The organism is Nocardiopsis sp. L17-MgMaSL7, assembly GCF_003182025.1.
Lineage (GTDB): Bacteria > Actinomycetota > Actinomycetes > Streptosporangiales > Streptosporangiaceae > Nocardiopsis > Nocardiopsis prasina.
This window is the reverse complement of record NZ_QGTF01000007.1, coordinates 156,110-172,310: the sequence shown is the minus strand read 5'-3', so window position 1 is coordinate 172,310 and position 16,201 is coordinate 156,110. Positions and strand designations below refer to the sequence as shown.

The following is a 16,201-nucleotide window of genomic DNA, read 5'->3' as shown; positions in this document are numbered from 1 at the left end:
CCACCTGGGAGGCCGGGAACCCGGGACGACGCACAGACCTGTGGCCAGGGTCGGTCAGAAACCCCCGAACCCCAGCTCAGCCTCCCCCGCCCCCGGCGACGTCCTCCGCCCTCAGGGTCTGGAGTTCGGCCCGGTCCGGGTGGACGCCCGCCCGGACCGCCGCCTCGATCCGCCGTGCCTGCACGGTCACGCTCGCCTCGAAGAGCTTGCGGATCTCTCGGCCGTTGCCCTCGGCGTACAGCTCCGGGTTCCGTGCGAGCACGGTGACCAGCGCCTCCCGGGTCTCCTCCGGGACCAGGAAGTCGGCGCCCTCGGCCATCCCCGTGAAGATCGTCGCCAGTTCGTCCCGGCCGTAGGGTTCGAACTCCACCGTCCGCGAGAAGCGTGAGGCCAGGCCGGGGTTGCTGGCGAGGAAGCCGTCCATCTCCCCGGTGTAGCCCGCGGCGATCACCACGACCTCGTCTCGGTGGTCCTCCATGAGCTTGAGCAGGGTGTCGATAGCCTCCTGCCCGAAGTCGGACCCGGAGGCGCCCGAACGAGCCAGCGTGTACGCCTCGTCAATGAAGAGGACACCGCCGCGGGCCCGCTCGAAGACGTCCTTGGTCCGCTGCGCCGTCTGACCGACGAACGAACCCACGAGGTCAGCGCGGGCCGCCTCGACCACCTGCCCCTGGGCCAGCACGCCCAGGGCAGCCAGCAGCTGGCCGTAGAGACGAGCAACCGTGGTCTTGCCGGTCCCGGGCGGCCCGGAGAACACCAGGTGCTGTGAGGGCATATCCGCCGCCAGTCCGGCCTCCTGACGGCGTCTGGTCGCGGAGATCAGGCTGGTGAGGTCGGCGACCTCCCGCTTGACCCCGGACAGGCCGACCATGTTCTCCAGCCGGGTCATGAGCTGCTGGGTCTGGTCGGCGTCGCGCGGACCACCGACCCGTGCGGACAACCCCGAGTCCACCACGCCCTCCAGGTCGGCGGGCAGGATCAGGGAGAGTTCGTCGACACCGACGTCCCCGCTCTCCACGATCCGCGTGGCCTGGGCCTGGACCACCTCCTCGAACATCCGGCGCGCCTCCCGGCCGTTGCCGAAGGTCTCGTCGCGCTTCTGCTTCTGGAAGTGGCGCACCAGGAGGTCGCGCACGCCCTCCCCCAGCTCGTAGCCCTGCTTGGGTGCCATGTTCTCGAAGATCGTCGTGAGCTGTTCGGGCGAGTAGTTCTCGAACTCGATGGTGCGCGCCACTCGTGAGCGCAGCCCCGGGTTCGCGTCAAGGAAGGTCCGCATCTCACTGGAGTAGCCCGCGAAGACGATCACGACCTCCTCGCGCAGGTCCTCCATGAGTTTGATGAGGGTGTCGATGGCCTCCTGGCCGAAGTCGGACCCGGTACCGAAGGACCTGGACAGGGCATACGCCTCGTCCACGAAGAGCACCCCTCCACGGGCCCGCTCCACGGCCTCGGTGACCTTGGTGCTGGTCCCGCCCAGGTGTTCGGCGACCAGGTCCTGCCTGGCCACCTCCAGGAACTGGCCCTTCTCCAGCGCCCCCAGGGAGCGCAGGATCTCGCCGTACAACCTGGCCACCGTCGTCTTGCCCGTTCCGGGGGGACCGGAGAAGACCAGGTGGCGGCTCACGTTCAGGGCCGGGAGGCCGGCCGCCTCACGCTTGGCGTTGACCTTCTGGAAGTTGACGAGCGACCGGACCTCCTTCTTCACCCCCTCCAACCCGACCATGCCGTCGAGCTCCGAGAGGAGACCGTCCAGGGGTCTGACCTCGTCCTCGGGTTCGTCCGAGTGGGTCGGCTGCTCTTCGGCCGACTGCTCCCCGGTCACCTGGACCTGGACACGTTCGTCGCCCTTGTTGTCCGAGACGGTGGTGTCCTCCTGGTGCACGAGCGCGTCCTCGTGCGCGTCGACTCCCTGGAGTTCGTTGCCGGTCACCGTGCACCGGACCAGCCTGGCGCGGCTGCTCTCGTCGACGATCAGGACACCCGCCATCGCACCGTCCCGGATCGTGCAGTCCTCCAGGGTGACGACCCCGCCTTCGAGGACCGAGACGCCCTGACCCTCGCTCCGGCTCACCGTGGACGAGCGCATCGCGAGGCGGGCTCCGGCGACGTAGACGGCGTCCACCGCGTTGCCTTCCAACTCGGCGTCGGAGACCTCGAGATGGGCCCCGGACCCCAGGTGGAGGCTGTTGCCCGGGTTCCCGGAGTCCCGCATGGCGCGCACCGTCACCGTGCTGTTCTCCCTGGCCAGGATTCCACCGAAGACATCCTCGACGGTGACGTCGTTCAGGGTGGCCCGGCACTCGCTGAGGATCGCCGCAGGTCCGGGGACACCGGAGACGCGCAGACCGTTGACCGTCACCCGGGAACCGCGCCCGCCCAGGCCTCCGACTCCCGCTCCCTCGGCCGACACCTGTCCCGTGATCCGCACGTCGTCGAGCTCCAGTTGGCCGCCGTCGGACCAGACGGTGTTGCCGCCCGCCTCGCTGAGGACCAACCTCGTCCCCTTCACCCGGCTGTCCTCGCCGGACAGGGCATGCACCCTCGCTCCCTTGACGGTCACGTCAGCGAGGGTGAGCGCGCCGTCCCGCACGCCCAGTGCCGTCGCCGGGGACGCGCTGATCCGAGCGTCCGAGACGCTGGCCTCACCGCCCTCCCACACGAAGAGGCTGTCGCTGTCCGGTCGACCGCCGCTGACACGGAGGCCGGTGAAGACGGCGCGGGTACCGCTCCCCCTGACCCGGATCGGGGCTCCCACGTCACCGGAGACCACCAGATCCGAGAACCGGGCGTTGGCTCCGTTCAGTACGAAGACCGCGGGCACGTCTCCACCGCCGGAGCCGTTGAGCGAGCAACGGAAGATCGTCGGGGAGGCGTCGGAGATCCGCAGGGTGGCCCAGGTGCCGTCGCCGCCGTAGAACTCCACCGAGCTCACTTCGGGGGTCGCCCCGGACTCGACGTTGAGGGAGGCGTCGGTGAAGACGCAGTCACGCAGATGGCCTCCGCCCTCCTTCCAGACGACGCCTCCGCCCTCGAACCGGCAGTTGACGACCTCCTGGAAGACCCCCAGGAACCCCTGCCGCGTGCTCGACTCGAACCGGCAGTCCACCGCCTTCAGCCGGGCCCCGTCGCCCACGTACATCGGCGGATACCTCTTGCTGTGACCCTGGACGTGGACCCCGTAGATCTCCAGGTCACCCTCGACGTCGAAGACGTTGGTGTCGGTGTTCACAGAGATCCGCACGGTGTCGGCCCCCTGGGACGGCACGACCAGCACCTTGTGTCTGACGACGACACGGCGGGACTCCACGTAGTGGCCCGGGTCCACCTGGAGGTACAGGTCCATACCGGAGAACCGGGGGTCACGCACTGCGGCTCCGAGCGAGGCGAAGGCCCGGGGATCCGTCTTCGACACTCGAACGGTGTACAACCATGCCTCCTAGGGGCGGGGGATCAGTGCGCTCCTCACCGTAGCGTTCCCACAACAGGAGGAAACGCCCCAAGGGCGGCTGCTCCCGGCCGTTTCCGGCCGCCCCGAGCGGGCCCGGACCACTGCTTCGGCCAGGGGGAGTGGCCCACCCCCGCCTCCGGTGTCCTGGAGTGCCACGTCGCGCTCGCCGACCGCACCGACCGCACGGCCGGGGGCTGCTGGCCGAGCACCGATCTCGTGTTCCGTACGCGGAGCGGCGAGTGGCGGGACGTGAACAACGTGCGCCGCGCCTTCCGGTCGATCGTGCGGACCGCTGACGTGGAGCGCTCATGGACGTCCCGGGAGCTGCGGCACGGCTTCGTGTCGCTCGTGTCCGCCAGCGGCGTGCACCTGGAGGACATCGGGCGGCTGGTGGGCGGCCTACAGCAGCACGAGCACGACCGAGCTGGTCCACCGGAAGGAGCTGTGTCCCGTGATCACCGAGGGAGCCCACAGCATGGGGAACCTCTTCGCCGAGTGGGCCGCTGGCCCCCTTTTGGCCCCCAACGCGAAACGCCACCCCGGACCGGGGTGGCGTTCTGGCTGGAGCCGCCTATCGGAATCGAACCGATGACCTATTCATTACGAGTGAATCGCTCTGCCGACTGAGCTAAGGCGGCACGTCGCCACGCGGTGCGCGTGGCGAAGCAGAAACCAGTCTAGCGCCTCCACCGAGTGGGGCGAACCGGTCCCCGCTATCCGGCCTCGAGGTGGCTGGCGCAGGCCAGCCCGTCCTCGGGCACGGTCAGTTCCAGCAGGTACTCGTCGACGACCGTGTCCACGCAGGCGTCCCCCATCCGGTAACCGGTGTGGCCGTCGCCGTCGCGGGTCACCAGGAAGCCGGACTCCAGCTGATCGGCGAGCGCCTCGGACCAGGCGTAGGGGGTGGCGGAGTCACGCGTGGTGCCCACCACCATGATCGGGTCGGCGCCGACGGCGTTGAGCTCCCCGAGCGGAGCGACCGCCTCTTCCGGCCAGAACGCACAGGTCAGCGCACCCCAGGCCAGCATCGGGCCGAACATCGGCGACTCCTCGGCGGCTTCGGCCGCCGCCTCCGCGTAGGCCTCCACCTCCCGGGGGGCGACCGAGTCCGAGCAGTTCACCGCGGTGAGGGCGGCCGTGGAGTTCTCGTACTCGGCCAGGTCGGCGCGCCCGTACAGGTCGTCGCCGAGCAGCAACAGGCCGGTGCCGTCGCCCTCCTCCATCGCGTCGGTGAGCGCCTCCCGCACGCGCGGCCACCAGTTCTCGGTGTACAGGGCGGCGAGCACGCCCAGCTCGGCGCGGGCCCGGTTGACCTCACGGCCGTCGCCGGTGGAGTTGGCCAGGGGTTCGTCCGCGGCGCCCGCCAGGAGCGCGTCCAGCGCGGCGATGCCCTCGTCGACTCCGCTCCCCCGCGCGCCCAGCGGGCAGTCGGGTCTGGTGAGGCAGTCCTCGACGAAGGAGCGCAGCGCCGTCTCGAACCCGGTGGCCTGCTCCACGCTCACGCTCAGCTGGTCCTGGCTGGGGTCGACCGCACCGTCGAGCACGAGGGCCCGCACCCGATCGGGGAACTGCTCGGCGTACTGCGCGCCGATGTGGGTGCCGTAGGAGGCGCCGAGGTAGGTGAGTTCCTCGTCCCCGAGCAGGCCGCGCAGCACGTCCATGTCGCGGGCCACGTCGGCGGTGCCGATGTTGCGCATGAGCTCGGGGTCGTTCTCCTCACAGGCCTCGACGAACGCCCGGCTGTTGGCCTCGATCTCGGCCAGGCCCTCGGGGCTGAGCTCGGCGAGGTCGTCCGCCCCCTCGCCGTCGCCGTAGTCCGTGCCCAGGAACGCGTCGATCCCCTCGGCGTCCAGGCACGTGAGCGGGGTGCTGCGACCCACGCCGCGCGGGTCGAACCCGACCACGTCGAAGCTCTCACGGACCGGCTCGCTGACGGTGTAGGGGGCGTGGTCCACGAAGTCGTGGCCGGAGCCGCCGGGACCGCCGGGGTTGACCAGCAGCGATCCGACGACCTCGTCGCCGGTGGCGGGCAGCCGCTTCACGGCGATCTCGATGCGTTCGCCGCCGGGTTCGTCGTAGTCCAACGGCACCTCGAAGACGGCGCACTCGCTGTCGGGCAGGCCGGTCTCGCACTCCTCCCAGGCCAGCTCCTGCTCGGTGACCTCCACCCGGGCGGCGTTGTCGTCGCCGGTCGCGTCGTCGTCACCGCCGATCGTGCAGCCGGAGACCAGCACCGTCCCGGCGAGCAGCGCCGCCAACGGACCCCGATACCTCGTGCCCACCCGTAAACCGCCTTCACTCGAATCCCGTGGCCACGCCCGTGGGAACGCGGCTCCGGACGACGCCCGTCCGTGCCCGGCCGCGCCGACGCGTGACCGGGACCATTCTCCCGTCCGCCGTGGCCGTCCGCACCCCGGGTCCTAGCCCGCCAGGAGCGCGGAAGTCATGGCCTCCATGGCGATCTGCGGGTGTACGTTGGCCGCGATCCGTCCACGGCAGGACATGATCGCGTCGATTCTCCGCAGCGTGGACTCGGGGGTACCGGAACGGGCGATCCGTTCCAGGTCCCCGGAGCGCTCGGCCGTGGACAGCTCCACTGACGCACCCAACTGGAGGGCGAGCACGTCCCGGTAGAAGGCGGCCAGGTCCAGCAGCGCCCGGTCGTAGGAGTCCCGTTTGATCCGCGTGGCTCTGCGCTTCTGCCGCTCGTCCAGGTCCTTGAGCGCCCCCGCCGCGCCACGGACGGCCTTGGCCACGCCCTTGCCGGTGGAACCCTCACCGAAGGCCGCCTTGAGCTCGTCCTTCTCCTTCTCGTTCAGGGCCGTGGTGAGCGCCTTGGACTCCTCCTCGGCGATCTCGAACAGGCGCGCGGCCGCGGTGACGCAGGCCCCGAGCCCGTCGAGCCCGGCCGGGATGGACAGGACCTCCTCCCGTCTGCGCCGCGCCTCCGGGTCGGTGGCCAGTTGCCGCGCCCGGTCGACCCGGCCGGCGGCGGCCCGGGCGGCCGCTTCGGCGGCGGTCCGGTCCACCCCGTCGCGCTGGACGAGGGCGTCCACGATCTGCCCGGTGCCGGGGGTGGCCAGGGTGACCATGCGGCAGCGGGAACGGATGGTGATGAGGAGGTCGTCCGGGGTGGGCGTGCACAGCAGCCACACCGTGCGCGGTGAGGGTTCCTCCACGGCCTTGAGAAGCGCGTTGGAGGCGGCCTCCGTGGCGCGGTCGGCGTCCTCGAAGAGCACGATCCGGAAGTTACCGCCGGAGGGCTTGGACCCGGCGCGGAGCACGAGTTCACGGGTGGCTGCCACACCGAAGCTCAGGCCGCTGGGCTGCACGTACAGCACGTCCGGGTGGGTTCCGGCCAGCACCTGGTGGCAGGAGTCGCAGTGTCCGCACCCCCCGGCCCGGCACTGGAGGGCGGCGGCGAAGGCGCGCGCCGCCTCCTCCCGACCGGACCCGGGCGGACCGGTGAACAGCCAGGCGTGGGTCATCCCGGCGCCGCGCCCCCCGGCGAGGAGATCGGCCGCGCCCGCCACGGCACGCCCCAGCTGCGCGCTCGCCGCCTCCTGGCCGACGAGGTCGTCGAAGACCGTCAAGCTTGCCCCCCGGAGCACATGGAATGTCTGGTTCCAGAATAGGAGCCCCCGCCGACACCGGGACCGTTTTCCACAGGCCCTCCTCAGCGACGCGCCCCCACCGGAGAGGCACGCCGATCACCGGCGAGGTGCACCGATGACTTCGCCTCACTCGGCGAGTCTGTTCTCGTGAGAGGAAGAAGGTGGTCAACGTGAACGCATCCGCTCCCGCGCCCCTGGCCGAGGCCTGCCCGGAGTACAGCAGCCCCGGCGCCGGACCGATCCCCTGGGAACGGACCCGCGCCGTCCTGGCCGAGGCGCCCCTGTACTGGGTGACGACCGTACGCCCCGACGGCCGCCCCCACGCGACCCCCCTGCTGGGCGTGTGGATGGACGGAGCCGCGTACTTCTGCACCGGGAGGGAGGAACGCAAGGCCCTCAACCTGGCCGCGAACCCGCACTGCGCCATGAGCACGGGCGACAACGCGCTGGAGGGCGGCCCGGACGTGGTCGTCGAGGGGACCGGCGCACCGGTGGACGACCCGGCCGCGTTGGACCGGATCGCCAGCGCCTACGAGGAGAAGTACGGCCCCGCCGTCACCGCCGAGGGCGGCACCTGGTTCGGGCTCCCCGACGCGGTGCGCGGATCCCGGGTCCTGGTCGTCCGGGTCACCCCGGTGAAGGCCCTCGCCTTCGGCAAGGCACCCGTGTTCAGCCAGACCCGGTACACGTTCCCCTGAGTCCCGGGCGCCGGCACCCGCCCCGCGCCCGCCGCCCCGGACAGCGAAGGGCCCCCTCCCGCCAGGGAAGGGGCCCACACACTCGCGAACCGGTCCTACTCGGGGCGGATCACCGGGATCATGCCCGTGACCGCCTCGGAGCTGGAGTCGATCGGGTCGGGCAGCAGCGGACGCATCCGGCGCTGGATCTCCCGGGTGATCTTCTCCTGCGGCTCCCGGGCGTCGAGCACCAGGTAGCGGTCCGGATCCCGCTCGGCCAGCTCACGGAAGCCCTTGCGGACCCGCGTGTGGAACTCCACCGACTCCGACTCGATCCGGTCGGCCGGCCCGCCCAGACGCGACAGCCCGTCCTCGGGGCGCACGTCCAACAGCACCGTCAGGTCCGGGACCAGGTCCTGGGTGGCCCACGAACTGATCCGGCCGACGTCGTCGACCTCCAGGTCGCGCCCGGCGCCCTGGTAGGCGAGCAGCGAGTCCACGTAGCGGTCGCTGATCACCACGGCGCCCCGGCGCAGCGCGGGCAGGATCTCCTGCTCCACGTGGTCGGCCTTGTCCGCCGCGTAGAGCAGTACCTCGGCGCGGTTGGTGATGTGCGAGTTCTCGCGGTCGAGCAGGATGCCGCGCAGGCGCATGCCGAGCTTGGTGGCGCCCGGCTGGCGGGTACCCACCACCTCGAAGCCCTGGTCGCGCAGCCACACCGTCAGCTCACGCACCTGGGTGGACTTGCCCGCGCCCTCGCCGCCCTCCAGGACGATGAAGGCGCCGGTGATCCGCGCGTCCTCCTCCTCGTCCGCGGTGGGCGTGATCCCGCGCAGCGCCGCGAAGAGTTCGGGGAGCAGACCGGGCCCGGCCTCCGGGTCGTCCCGGTTGACCTGCTGGTAGGCGACGATCGCCCCGACGACGGCGAGCAGGCCGCCCGCCATCAGGACCAGACCGCTGCCGTGCAGGTCGTAGCTGAGCGGGCCACCGAGCGGGATCACGTGATCCCCCGCGAAACCGGCGGCCAACGGAGCCAGGACGGCGCCCGCGAGCAGGGCCAGCCTGCCCGCGCCGTGCAGGAGGGCGAACGCGGCGCCCCGCTGCTCCTCCTCGACCTCCACGCCGACCAGGGACGTCCCGGTCACCCAAGCCAGACCGGCACCCGTCCCCAGGACCAGCGCCAGGACGGCGGAGAGCACCATGTCGCCGATGGCCCCGGTGAAGAGCAGGGCCAGGGCCGCCAGGACGACGGCCAGACCGAGCAGGCGGCGCCTGCTGAACTGCTTGAGGACGCGCGGACCGGAGACGATCCCCAGTCCCAGGCCCAGGAAGAGCGCGGCGACCAGGACACCGAAACCGGCGTTGCCCGCGCCGAGGTTCTCCACGTGCGCCCGGCCCACACCGACCACCAGACCGCCAGCGGCGGCCGTGACGGCCAGCCCGACGACCACGCCCCGCACGAGCGAACCGCCGCCGACCGCGGCGCGGCCGGAGAGAACCGCGTGCAGGACGTTCGCGTCACGGTTGGGGCTCAGCGACGCCTTGGAGACCGCGTGCTTGGGCAGCGGCAGCCCCGCGACGACGATCGCGGCGACGAAGAACGTGAGGGCGTTCAGGTAGAGGGCTACGTCCGCCTCGGGGTTGGCCATGGACGGCACAAGCGCGCCCAGCAGGTTGCTGACCGAGGCCAGAACCGCGAACAGCAGGGCCGCGACCGGGGCGGCGCCGTAGGTCGCCAGAAGGGTCAGCTTGTTGGCCTGACCGAGCATCCGTTTGGGGACGAGGGTCGGAATGGTGGCGTCCCGTGCCGGGGTCCACAGGAGGGCGACGATCTCCGCGAGCAGGCTGGCGATCAGCAGCCACTGCAACGTGAAACCGGAGGACAGCAGGCCGACCACGGGGATCGACACGTAGAGGAGGCCCCGCAGGACGTCGCCGCCGACCATCGTCCACCGCCGGTCCAGACGGTCCGCGACGGCCCCGGCGAGGGGGCTGAGCAGGACCGCGGGGGCGAGTTTGATGGCGACGACGCCGCTGACGGCGAGGTACTGGACAAGGGGGGAGCCGTCCGCGGTGAAGATGGCCGCGAGGGACACCAACGCCAGCAGGCTCAGCCAGTCACCCAGGCTGGAGAGTGAAAGCGAGATCCACAGCCTTCTGAAGGGTGTGATCGCGAGGACGTTCTGCGCCTCGGCCGGCGCTCCCAGGGGTGCAGATCTGCTCATAGCGCTCAAGATTATCGATGAGGGGGATAGGAACTGACAGGCGTGCTCGCCTGTCCAGGTAATTCGGGGGGAACGTTCGGGGTTCACACACGTTTCAGTGTCCCAATCCGTCACGCACAGCGTAGTACGGAAGATCATCCCCGAACAGGGCCCCGCGTCGCGTATCCGTCACGTCTCCTCCGGGGCCCCACGCGCCCCAGGGAACCGCACGCCCGCCGGAGAACCGCGCGCCCGGGCGTCCCCCGTGAGGGAACACCCGGGCGCGCGGTCGGGGCCGGTCAGGACTCGTCCGTGGTCCTCTTGGCCGTCGTCTTCGGCTCGCCGGTCTTCTTGGCCGCGGGCTTCTTCGCCGCCGCCTTCTTGACCGTGGTGGTCGCGGTCTTCTTCGCGGCGGGCTTCTTCGCCGGGGCCTTCTTGGCGGCGGGCTTCTTGGCCGGCGCCTTCTTCTTCGCGGGGGCCTTGGCCCGACGCTCGGCCAGCAGCTCCGCGGCCCGCTCGTCGGTGATCGACTCGACCTCGTCGCCCTTGCGCAGGGAGGCGTTGATCTCCCCGTCGGTGACGTAGGGACCGAACCGACCGTCCTTGATCACCATCTTGGCGCCCGACTCCGGGTCCTCACCGAGCTCGCGCAGGGGCGGGGCCGCCGCCCGGCGACCGCGCTGCTTGGGCTGGGCGAAGATCGCCTGGGCCTCCTCCAGCGTGACCGTGAACATCTGCTCCTCGGTCTCCAGGGAGCGGCTGTCGGTGCCCTTCTTCAGGTACGGGCCGAAGCGGCCGTTCTGGGCCGTGACGTCCTCGCCGTCGAGCTGTCCCACCACGCGGGGCAGGGACAGCAGGCGCAGCGCGTCCTCCAGGGTGACCGTGTCCAGGTCCATGTCCTTGAGCAGCGAGCTCGTGCGCGGCTTGACCTTGGCGGCCTTCTTCGCCTTGGGCTTGGTCTCGCCCTCGGGCTCCTCCGGCTCCGGGATGACCTCGGTGACGTAGGGGCCGTACCGCCCCGACTTGGCCACGATCATGCGACCGGTCTCCGGGTCCGTGCCGAGCTCGCGGTCGCCGCTGGGCTGGGCGAAGAGCTCCTCGGCCTTCTCCTCGGTCAGCTCGTCCGGGGCCAGGTCCTCCGGGACGTTCACGCGGACGCCCTCGCGGTCCAGGTAGGGGCCGTAACGCCCCACCCGCAGCACGATGTCGGTGCCGGGCAGCGGGAGGGAGCTGACCTCCTTGGGGTCGATGTCGGAGAGGTGGTCGCCCACCAGCTCCTTGAGCCCCGTCTCCTGGTTGCCCTGGGCGTCCTCGCCACCGAAGTAGAACCGTCGCAGCCACGGCAGGCTCTCGGCCTCGCCCCGGGCGATGTCGTCGAGGCTGTCCTCCAGGCGGGCGGTGAACTCGTAGTCCACCAGGTTCCCGAAGTGGCGCTCCAGCAGCTGCACCACGGCGAAGGCCAGGAAGGACGGCACGAGCGCCGTGCCCTTCTTGAACACGTAGCCGCGGTCCAGGATGGTGCCGATGATCGAGGCGTAAGTGGAGGGGCGGCCGATCTCCCGCTCCTCCAGCTCCTTGACCAGGGTCGCCTCGGTGTAGCGCGCGGGCGGCCGGGTGCTGTGCCCCTCGGCCTCCAGGCTCTGCGCCTTGACCGGGTCGTCCTCGGACATCGCGGGCAGGCGGCGCTCACGGTCGTCGAGGTCGGCGGCCGGGTCGTCGGAGCCCTCCACGTAGGCCTTCAGGAAGCCGTGGAAGGTGATGACCTTGCCGCTGGCGGAGAACTCGGCGACCTCACCGTTGGAGGAGGTCCCCTCGATCCGCACGGACACGGACTCGCCGACCGCGTCCTTCATCTGGGAGGCGACGGTGCGCTTCCAGATGAGGTCGTACAGGCGCAGCTCGGGACCGGACAGCGGGGTCTCGTTGGGGGTGCGGAAGGTATCACCGGCGGGGCGGATGGCCTCGTGGGCCTCCTGCGCGTTCTTGACCTTCTTGGCGTACACGCGCGGCTTGTCCGGCAGGTAGTCGCCGCCGTACAGGCGCCGCACCTGGTTGCGGGCGGCGTTGATCGCGCTGTCCGACAGCGTGGTGCTGTCGGTACGCATGTAGGTGATGTACCCGTTCTCATACAGCCGCTGGGCGACCTGCATGGTCTGCTTCGCGGACAGGTTGAGCTTGCGGGAGGCCTCCTGCTGGAGGGTGGTGGTGCGGAAGGGCGCGTACGGCGAGCGGCGGTAGGGCTTGCGCTCCACCGACTTCACCGCGAAACCGGCCCCGGCCAGGCGCTCGGCCAGCCCGCGGGCGGTGGCCTCGTCCATCTGGCGCACGTCGCGGTCGGAGCGGATGGTGCCCTGGGGGGTGAAGTCGCGCCCGGAGGCGATCCGCTTGCCGTCCACGGAGGAGAGCGTCGCCGGGAACGTGGCGGGGCCGTCGGGGACCCCGGCCTCCGTGGCGTCGAAGAGCGCCTTGAGGTCCCAGTACTCGGCGGAGGTGAACGCCATGCGCTCGCGTTCGCGCTCGACCACCAGACGGGTGGCGACGGACTGGACGCGGCCCGCCGAGAGCTTCGGCATGACCTTCTTCCACAGCACGGGGGAGACCTCGTAGCCGTAGAGGCGGTCGAGGATGCGGCGTGTCTCCTGGGCGCTGACCAGGCGGGTGTTCAGGTCGCGCGTGTTGTTCGCGGCGTGCTGGATGGCGTCCTTGGTGATCTCGTTGAAGACCATCCGGCGGACGGGGATCCTGGGCTTGAGTTCCTCGCGCAGGTGCCAGGCGATGGCCTCGCCCTCGCGGTCCTCATCTGTGGCCAGCAGGAGTTCGTCGGCGTCCGCCATCAGCTCCTTGAGCTTCTTGACGTGCGCCTTCTTGTCGGAGTTGACGACATAGAGCGGTTCGAAGTCGCTGTCCACGTCCACACCGAGCCGCGCCCAGGGCTGCCCCCGGTACTTGGTGGGGATCTCCGCGGCCTTGGTGGGCAGGTCACGGATGTGACCGATACTGGACTCCACGACGTAGCCGCGCCCCAGGTACCCGGCGATGGTCTTCGCCTTGGCTGGTGACTCGACGATGACGAGGGCGGTACCCGCCCCCTGGCTTGCGTTGTCCTTCGAGCCGTTCTTGCCGGCGCTGCCCTTCGTGGGTGGCACGCTGATTCCCCTACGTCTAGCCTTACGTGTTCTGTCGGCCGCGGTCCTTCGGGTCCCGTGGGAACCGACAGTAACCGAACTACGGGCTCTCCCCCGTCGGTGAGCGGGCCTGGCCCCTCATTGGGGGCTCACCCTCCACGGACGTCGGGCCCTCTCCCACCGGCACCCGCAGAATAAGCGCAACCCGAGCCGGTACCGGCCCGTAACCTGCACTACCGGCCGTGGCGCCGCTCTCCCCCGAACCATTTCCTGCTCGGGAGAGCACCTGGAACACCCCGTGAAAGTGACTTGCATCACACTTCGGGGCGTCAGGGTGTCTCCGCCTCCAGAATGCGGCGAGTCCTCCCGGATATTCCCGGGAGGACTCGGCTCACGTCCTGAGCTCGGCGGTCGTCACCCCCACCCTCCCGCAGTCCACCGCGTTCCATAACGGAACGGGAGCGCGGAGGCGACTCACCACCACTTCACTTCGGACGTGCACGGCACCTCACTCGGTGCCGGTCGCGGGGACACTGTCCCGTCCCACCGCCGCCGCCGTGCCGGGGAGTTCCGGCTTCCCGCAGTCCACCGCGTTCCATAACGGAACGGGAGGCCGCACTCCCCTGGTACGGCGGGTGGCCGTGAACGGGCACACCCCCCACTCAGGTCCTGCGGACCTCGTCCGGAGGAACGCCCGAAGGCGTCCGCCGCACGGATCCCGGAACCCGTTCTGTCAGCTACAGGCCGATACCGGCGGCGCCCAGCAGGTCGCCGACCGGGTCGACGGCCGGGATCTCGGAGGGCTCGGGCAGCTCGGAGGCGCGCTCCGGGGCGTGCTCCTGCACCGACTGCGCGGCGGTCTCGCTCAGGTCGTAGCCGACGGGCAGCATCTCGGAGACGGGCACCTCGGGCAGCTGGTCGACGACCGGGACGCTGCTCAGGGCCGAGGACTGCGGCTCGGTCTCCGCGCTCTGGTGCACGACCTTGGAGTCGGCGTCGGTGGCGCTGGCGCCCGCGACACCCGCGACGGCGGCCACGGCGTTGCCCGCGACGTTCACCGGGACGTCAGCGTCGGCGACCAGCTGGTTGCCGCCGAGCACGGAGCCGTTGCCGGAGGTCGCGATGTCGCGCTGGGCCTCCTTGACGACCGCGTCGCTGTCAGTGGCGGCCGCCCCCGCGACACCGCCGACCGCACCGATCGCGTTGCCCGCGACGTTCACGGGGACGTCCAGGTCCACGACGGCCTGGTTGCCGCCGAGCACGGAGCCGTTGCCGGAGGTGGCGATCGACTGGTGCTCACGGACCGGGGCGGACTGACGCAGGATGCCCGCGTCGATGCCGGAGGTGTCAGGCAGGATCTGCGCGTTGCTCACGGCCTCGCTGACCAGGTCGGTCGCGGTGATCGGAGCGGACTGGTGCTCGACGCCGGGAGCCTCGTGGCTCTGACGGACGATCGCGTCCGCGTCCGTGGCCGCCGCACCGGCGACGCCGCCGACGGCGCCGATCGCGTTGCCGGAGACGTTCACGGGGATGTCCAGGTCGCCGACGATCTGGTTGCCGCCGATGAGGGAGCCGTTGCCGGAGGTGGCGATGTCGGGCTCGCCGTGCTTGTGGCCGTGCCCGTGCTCGAGGACCTTGGAGTCGCTGCCGGTGCTGGCCGCACCGGCGACGCCGCCGACGGCGCCGATCGCGTTGCCGGTGACGTTGACGGGGATGTCACCGTCGACGACCAGCTGGTTGCCGCCGAGGATCGAGCCGTTGCCCGAGGTGTGCACCTCGTTGTGGTGGTGGTCGATCACCTTGGCGTCGGAACCCGTGCTGGAGGCACCGGCGATACCGGCGACGGCGCCCACGGCGTTGCCGGTCAGGTTGACGGGGACGTCCGCGTCGACGACGGCCTGGTTGCCGCCGAGAACCGAGCCGTTGCCGCTGGTGGCGACATCGCTGTCGGCGAAGGCCACGCCGGTGCCCAGAGCAACGAAGCCGGCCGCCATGAGCACGGACTTCGCGGAGGTGCTGGCCCACTTACGCATGTGGGAAGTCCTTTCAAGAGAACGAGTTGATGAGAAGGTGTCGTGTGCGGGCCACAGGCCGTTCCACACTCCTGGGTGGAGTGCGGGCCTTCGGCCGAGGCGCCGGGGATCATCCGGTGGGCTCCGCACCTGGGCGGTGCGTTGTCTGCCGGGCTGGTGGGTGTGGGCGGCGTCCGTCTGCGCTGGCTGCGTGCGGACGTCCACACCCCGTCGATCAGCTCCGCCCTGGTGGGGCGGCGGCTGACGTGAACCCCGAGCACATGGCCTCGGCCGGTGCTGCGGGACTCGCGTCAACCCCCGGGCCCCTGAGGGCCCGGGAAGCTGATCAGGTCAGGCCCTGGCCCTGCGGCGCTTGCCGAAGAGCAGGAGGCCGGCGCCCGCGGCGACCGTGAGGACCGCCGCGGCGAGCAGCGCGGCGATGCCGCTCTGGTCGGCGCCCGTAACCGCGAGACGCTGCTCGTCGGCGGCCGGAACTGCGGGTGAGGCGGAGTCGGCGGGCCGCTCGGGGGTCCCCGGGGTGCCGGGCGAGGGCTCCTCGGACGGGGAGAGCTCGTCCCCCTCCTGCTCCTCCTCGCGGTCCTGCTCCCCGGGCTCTTCGGGGGTCTCCACGACGGGGTCCTGATCGTCGGGGTTCTCCTCGTGCTTGTCCTCCTCCGGCTCCCCGGGCTTGCCGGGCTCAACCGGGTCGCCGGGCTCACCGGGCTCTCCGGGCTTGCCGGGCTCACCGGGCTTGCCGGGCTCGTGGCCGTCGTAGCCGGGGTGCGGGTTCTTCGGCTTGCCGACCTCGGTCACGCTGGCGTCGCCGTCGGTGCAGTTGGCACCGGCGACACCGAGGACCGCGATGGCGTTCCCGCAGAGGTTGATCGGAACGTCGCCGTCGACGACGAGCTGGTTGCCGCCGCCGATCGACCCGTTACCGCTGGTCGTGGTGTCGGCGTGGGCGATGCCGCTGGCGGCGACGAAGAATCCGGTCGCCACGAGGGCGGCGAAGCGGAGGTGGGTTGACTGGGTCATCGGCTGTCCTTTGGTCGACGAGGAGATTTCACTGCTACTCGTGGTGACCGCGGACGGAGTTCCCGGCTGTGGAGCCTTGGGAAGAG

At 71.0% G+C, this 16,201-nt stretch carries 9 protein-coding genes and 1 tRNA gene; 2 read left to right on the top strand and 8 right to left on the bottom strand.

Annotation, left to right across the window (positions count from 1 at the left end; translation table 11 throughout):
* Window positions 1-76: 76 nt before the first annotated feature.
* The 4 genes from BDW27_RS14340 to BDW27_RS14325 form a co-directional block, all read right to left on the bottom strand.
* Window positions 77-3,412, bottom strand: coding sequence for an AAA family ATPase (locus tag BDW27_RS14340; RefSeq protein WP_233515764.1), 3,336 nt, complete (start codon window positions 3,410-3,412; stop codon window positions 77-79).
* Window positions 3,413-4,010: 598 nt separating this feature from the next.
* A tRNA-Thr gene (locus tag BDW27_RS14335) sits at window positions 4,011-4,086 on the bottom strand.
* A gap of 75 nt (window positions 4,087-4,161) precedes the next feature.
* A complete protein-coding gene (locus BDW27_RS14330) occupies window positions 4,162-5,706 on the bottom strand; it encodes an alpha/beta hydrolase (RefSeq protein WP_199560664.1) in 1,545 nt (514 codons plus the stop codon).
* Window positions 5,707-5,868: 162 nt separating this feature from the next.
* On the bottom strand, window positions 5,869-7,041 hold the full coding sequence (locus tag BDW27_RS14325; protein WP_110049644.1) for a DNA polymerase III subunit delta': 1,173 nt from the start codon (window positions 7,039-7,041) through the stop codon (window positions 5,869-5,871).
* Between the two features lie 191 nt (window positions 7,042-7,232).
* Between BDW27_RS14325 and BDW27_RS14320 the strand changes: the two genes are divergently transcribed.
* Window positions 7,233-7,760, top strand: a complete 528-nt coding sequence (locus BDW27_RS14320) for a pyridoxamine 5'-phosphate oxidase family protein (protein ID WP_233515763.1) — start codon at window positions 7,233-7,235, stop codon at window positions 7,758-7,760.
* A gap of 95 nt (window positions 7,761-7,855) precedes the next feature.
* Here the strand turns inward: BDW27_RS14320 and tmk are convergent, their stop codons facing one another.
* The 3 genes from tmk to BDW27_RS14305 all read right to left on the bottom strand — a co-directional run bounded on the left by tmk (window position 7,856) and on the right by BDW27_RS14305 (window position 15,101).
* Window positions 7,856-9,964: a dTMP kinase gene (gene tmk, locus BDW27_RS14315; RefSeq protein WP_110049642.1), complete on the bottom strand. Its 2,109-nt coding sequence runs from the start codon at window positions 9,962-9,964 to the stop codon at window positions 7,856-7,858.
* A 278-nt stretch (window positions 9,965-10,242) separates the two neighbouring features.
* Window positions 10,243-13,089: a type I DNA topoisomerase gene (gene topA / locus BDW27_RS14310; protein WP_110049641.1), complete on the bottom strand. Its 2,847-nt coding sequence runs from the start codon at window positions 13,087-13,089 to the stop codon at window positions 10,243-10,245.
* Window positions 13,090-13,805: 716 nt separating this feature from the next.
* Window positions 13,806-15,101: a hypothetical protein gene (locus tag BDW27_RS14305; protein ID WP_110049640.1), complete on the bottom strand. Its 1,296-nt coding sequence runs from the start codon at window positions 15,099-15,101 to the stop codon at window positions 13,806-13,808.
* A gap of 75 nt (window positions 15,102-15,176) precedes the next feature.
* Between BDW27_RS14305 and BDW27_RS27100 the strand changes: the two genes are divergently transcribed.
* Window positions 15,177-15,350, top strand: coding sequence for a hypothetical protein (locus BDW27_RS27100; RefSeq protein WP_160167867.1), 174 nt, complete (start codon window positions 15,177-15,179; stop codon window positions 15,348-15,350).
* Between the two features lie 81 nt (window positions 15,351-15,431).
* On the opposite strand, the gene BDW27_RS14300 is transcribed toward BDW27_RS27100, so the two are convergent.
* On the bottom strand, window positions 15,432-16,115 hold the full coding sequence (locus tag BDW27_RS14300; RefSeq protein ID WP_110049639.1) for a chaplin family protein: 684 nt from the start codon (window positions 16,113-16,115) through the stop codon (window positions 15,432-15,434).
* Window positions 16,116-16,201 lie beyond the last annotated feature (86 nt).

Excerpts from the sequence above, each read along its gene's own strand:
- BDW27_RS14300 (WP_110049639.1), bottom strand. The coding sequence starts at position 16,115 with ATGACCCAGTCAACCCACCTCCGCTTCGCCGCCCTCGTGGCGACCGGA.
- BDW27_RS14305 (WP_110049640.1), bottom strand. The coding sequence starts at position 15,101 with ATGCGTAAGTGGGCCAGCACCTCCGCGAAGTCCGTGCTCATGGCGGCC.
- tmk (WP_110049642.1), bottom strand. The coding sequence starts at position 9,964 with ATGAGCAGATCTGCACCCCTGGGAGCGCCGGCCGAGGCGCAGAACGTC.